Source organism: Mycobacterium sp., from assembly GCF_035603715.1.
Classification (GTDB): Bacteria; Actinomycetota; Actinomycetes; order Mycobacteriales; family Mycobacteriaceae; genus Mycobacterium.
In genome coordinates this window covers 1-3,701 of record NZ_DATNJW010000561.1, presented here as the reverse complement: position 1 = coordinate 3,701, position 3,701 = coordinate 1, and the positions used below count along the sequence as shown (strand labels likewise).

Genomic DNA, 3,701 nt, shown 5'->3' with positions numbered 1-3,701 from the left:
CGAAGTTGGAGACCGAAACGCCGTTGACGACGTAGGTCGGAGCCTCGACTGGGTCGCAGACTTCGAAGCTGTAGGCCTTGCCACGACCGTCGTTCGCCCACAGGTTGCAATTGGGATCGATATACATCTCGAGCACTTCGTGAGACAGGACGCTGGAGACACTCCAGTCACCCGTCGTCGCCTTGCCGCCATTGTCGAGTTCCGGCTTGGCGGCGACCACACCCCACAACTTCCCGCCCGGGTCCTCGGTGTGGTAGCCGAGCACACCCGAGGGTTGATCTTTGATCGTGTCGACCACAGCGATGCCGTGCGCCGCCACGGGCACGTTCTTGGGGTCGGTGTAGAAAATCACCGCCGCGGGAGACCGGTCCCACAGCGGTGCGACATCCAATTTGACCTGGGCCGCGATGGCCTGGGTCATGGTGGCGACGTCTTGGTCCGACACCAACGTCGACTGGTTGACAATTGCGATCAACATATCTGCTCCCGATTGTTGAGTGCCCGACCGTGTCGAAGGGCTAAAGAAAGTGTCTGGCGCGGCCAGGGAAATCGCTTCAGTAGCGCAATACTCATGTGTTCGGGATGCGGCCGCTTCGAGCGGGAATGACACGCGCCACATGGCGGTTCTAGCACTTGAGACGGTAGAGTGCTAAGCGTTTAGACCATCACGGAGGTTTGTGTGCCGACTTACAGCTATGCCTGCACCGAGTGCGACGATCGCTTCGATGCGGTCCAGGCATTCAGTGAAGATGCGCTGACCACGTGCGAGAAGTGCTCGGGTCGGCTGCGCAAACTGTTCGGCTCGGTCGGGGTGGTGTTCAAGGGCAGCGGCTTCTACCGCAACGACAGTCGCGAGTCGGCCAAGAGCTCGAGTAACGGCTCGGCCAAGTCGAGTTCGTCGTCGAGTTCCGAGGGCTCCGGTTCGAGCGACACATCCAGCTCTTCGGAGAAGTCCAGCAGCTCGTCGAGCTCCTCGAGTGAGAAGTCCGACTCCTCGTCCTCGTCGAAGTCGACCGCGACCACCTCCAGCTAGCCGGTTATCCACAGGCGGTCGTTCGGCGGCCGCACCTACTGTGCTGCCGGGCCTATTGTCGGCGAGTGGGAGATTCCCCGAAATCACTGAATCCGTCTTTGCCTGACCGGATTTCGCAGTGGTTGCGCCCGGACTGGTCCCGCACCGTGTTGGCCCGTCGCATTGCGGCGGGCGGGCTGGTGGTACTGGCCGGCGTTGCCGCGTTGCGGCCCGATCCCGACGGCGACCGCGCGCATGTCGTGGTGGCCGCGCGTGACCTCAGCCCCGGCAACGCGCTGACCGCAGATGACCTTCGCCTCGAAACTCGGTTGGTCCCAACAGTTCCCGATGGATCGCAGTCGGATGTGGGCGCGGTCGTCGGCTCGACGCTGGCGGGGCCGGCGCGGCGCGGCGAAGTGCTCACCGACGTCCGGCTACTGGGCCGCCGACTCGCGGAGTCGGCCGCAGGGCCCGATGCCCGGATAGTGCCGGTACATCCGGCAGACAGCGCACTAATCGACTTGGTGCGACCGGGTGATGTCGTCGACGTCGTGGCCGCGTCGGAGAACAGTTCGCAAGCCAACCCGCATGTCGTCGCCACCGACGCGATCGTGGTGTCGGTCTCGGCAAAGCAGAAAGCTCAGACCGCGACCAACGATCGGGTGGTACTCGTCGCGCTGCCGGCCACTTCGGCTAATGCGGTGGCCGGCGCCGCCTTAGTCCAGACCGTGACGCTCACGCTGCACTAACCGGGATCAAGCCGGCGGGGCCGACTGCTCGCTGGTACAGAACTTGCACTTGTGCGCGGCCTCAGGGATGTCCGAGCAGCATTCCGTACATGCCTTGGTCGCCGGCGGCTCACCGAATACCGTCACACCGCGCCGCTTCTGGATCTGCCGATAGGGCACCACGATCGCGAAGTAGACGGTGGTCATGAAGACCACGAAGTAGATGATCGCGCCGATGAAGGACCCGAGGTCGATGAAGGTTGCCTTGTTGCCGGCATCGCCGAGCTGATAGCCCAACCCGAGCTTGGTGCCGGGCTGCATCGCCGCCACCAGCGGGTCGATCACGGTTTCGGTAAACGACTTGACCAGATTTGAGAAAGCCAATGCCACAACCAAACCGACGGCGACGGTAATGACGTCCTCGCGCATGACGAAATTCTTGAAGCCTTTGAGCACCCGAGCCAACCTCCTGTGAGCAGGAATCAACAGGGCGGACGATCACCCTGGAATGACGTTAAGACCGCTCATCGACATCCGCGCCAATTGCGGCGAATTAGTCATGCAAGGGTGTTCGGGCCGTAACATCGCCATCCGGCCGGCGCATCAAGTGTGGTGTGGGGGCACGTTGTCCCGCAGCCACTGCTCACGATCGTCGGCGTCTCGACTCGCGTGCGGATCACGCTCGTCTGACGACTCCTGCGGGAGCTCTGTCCCGAATACCCGGTGAATCGCGCCCGGATCGTCAGCGGCGGGCCTGCTCAGCGTCAGATCTCCAGGCTGGAGAGCTGCCCGATGATCTGGGCCGCCAACGGATTCAGCGTCGCCATGCCGTCGCGCACTGCGAATCGCGAGCCGGCGAGATTGACCACCAGGGTGCTGCCGGAGATGCCGGCCAGACCGCGTGACAGCCCCGCTTCGATGATGCCCGCAGACAGCCCCGATGCCCGGATGGCTTCGGCGATGCCGAGAACTTCGCGGTCGAGGATGTCCAGCGTCGCTTCGGGGGTGACGTCGCGGGGAGTCACGCCGGTGCCGCCAACCGACACGACCAGGTCCACTCCCCCGATCACCGCCGTGTTGAGCGCGTTGCGGATCTCCACCTCGTCACCGGCGACGGCTATCACGCCGTCGACAACGAACCCGGCTTCGGTGAGCAACTCGGTGACCAACGGACCGCTGTGATCCTCGTCCCCGTGGGCGGTCCGATCGTCAACAACAACGACAAGTGCCCTGCCGACCAAGTCCGCGCGCTCTTCCATGGTTGCAACCGTATATCTGGACTCCGACCACGGCGCGGCGGCTCTCATCACTGCTGGGCCTTGCCCAACGTGACCTGGACCTTCTTGGTTTCACCAGACGGGTCCTTGTAGGTCAGCGTGACTTTGTCGCCGGGCGCCTTGGATCGCACGGCGGCGACCAACGCGTCGGCGCTGTTGACGGTGCGGTCGTCGACCTTGGTGACCACCACGTTGCCCGGCATACCGGCGGCCGCTGCGGCGCCGTTCGGCACCACCTCGACAACCTTGGCGCCGGGCGTTTCCTTATCGCTGGTGACCTGCACGCCCAGCGAGGCGTGCTGCGCGGTACCGGAACTGATCAGCTCGTCGGCGATGCGCTTGGCCTGATCGACCGGAATCGCAAAGCCGAGACCGATCGAGCCGCTCTGCGCGTCGGGCGAGTCACCGCCGAGTGTGGCGATCGCCGAGTTGATACCGACCAGCTCGCCGTTCATGTTGACCAGCGCACCGCCCGAGTTGCCAGGGTTGATCGCGGCGTCGGTCTGGATCGCGTCGAGCACGGTGTTCTGGTTCTTGATGTCGCCGCCCGCGGCCACCGGCCGGTTCAGCGCGCTGATGATGCCGGTGGTGACGGTGCCCTCCAGCCCCAGCGGCGAGCCGATGGCCACCACGTCCTGGCCGACGCGCAGGTTGGCTGAGGAACCGAGCGTGATCGGGGTCAAG

6 protein-coding genes are annotated in these 3,701 nt (G+C 64.4%); 2 read left to right on the top strand and 4 right to left on the bottom strand.

Annotated elements, in window-relative coordinates; translation table 11 throughout:
- Positions 1 to 478, bottom strand: a 478-nt coding sequence (locus tag VN856_RS22950; protein WP_325693374.1) for a hypothetical protein, incomplete at its 3' end; no start/stop codon positions are given.
- A 201-nt stretch (positions 479 to 679) separates the two neighbouring features.
- Between VN856_RS22950 and VN856_RS22945 the strand changes: the two genes are divergently transcribed.
- Positions 680 to 1,033 carry an FmdB family zinc ribbon protein gene (locus tag VN856_RS22945; protein ID WP_325693372.1) on the top strand — a complete coding sequence of 118 codons (354 nt, stop codon included), beginning with the start codon at positions 680 to 682 and terminating at the stop codon, positions 1,031 to 1,033.
- Positions 1,034 to 1,098: 65 nt separating this feature from the next.
- Entirely contained in the window at positions 1,099 to 1,761 is a 663-nt protein-coding gene (locus VN856_RS22940; protein ID WP_325693370.1) for an SAF domain-containing protein, read from the top strand.
- 6 nt (positions 1,762 to 1,767) lie between these two features.
- Here the strand turns inward: VN856_RS22940 and VN856_RS22935 are convergent, their stop codons facing one another.
- The 3 genes from VN856_RS22935 to VN856_RS22925 all read right to left on the bottom strand — a co-directional run.
- Positions 1,768 to 2,196, bottom strand: a complete 429-nt coding sequence (locus VN856_RS22935) for an MscL family protein (protein WP_325693367.1) — start codon at positions 2,194 to 2,196, stop codon at positions 1,768 to 1,770.
- Between the two features lie 308 nt (positions 2,197 to 2,504).
- Positions 2,505 to 3,047: a MogA/MoaB family molybdenum cofactor biosynthesis protein gene (locus tag VN856_RS22930; RefSeq protein ID WP_325693365.1), complete on the bottom strand. Its 543-nt coding sequence runs from the start codon at positions 3,045 to 3,047 to the stop codon at positions 2,505 to 2,507.
- Positions 3,047 to 3,701, bottom strand: a 655-nt coding sequence (locus tag VN856_RS22925) for a S1C family serine protease (protein ID WP_325693363.1), incomplete at its 5' end; no start/stop codon positions are given. The genes VN856_RS22930 and VN856_RS22925, both read right to left, overlap by 1 nt.

What these genes read in the sequence shown, in the direction of transcription:
- VN856_RS22930 (WP_325693365.1), bottom strand. Translation starts at nt 3,047, where the DNA reads ATGAGAGCCGCCGCGCCGTGGTCGGAGTCCAGATATACGGTTGCAACC.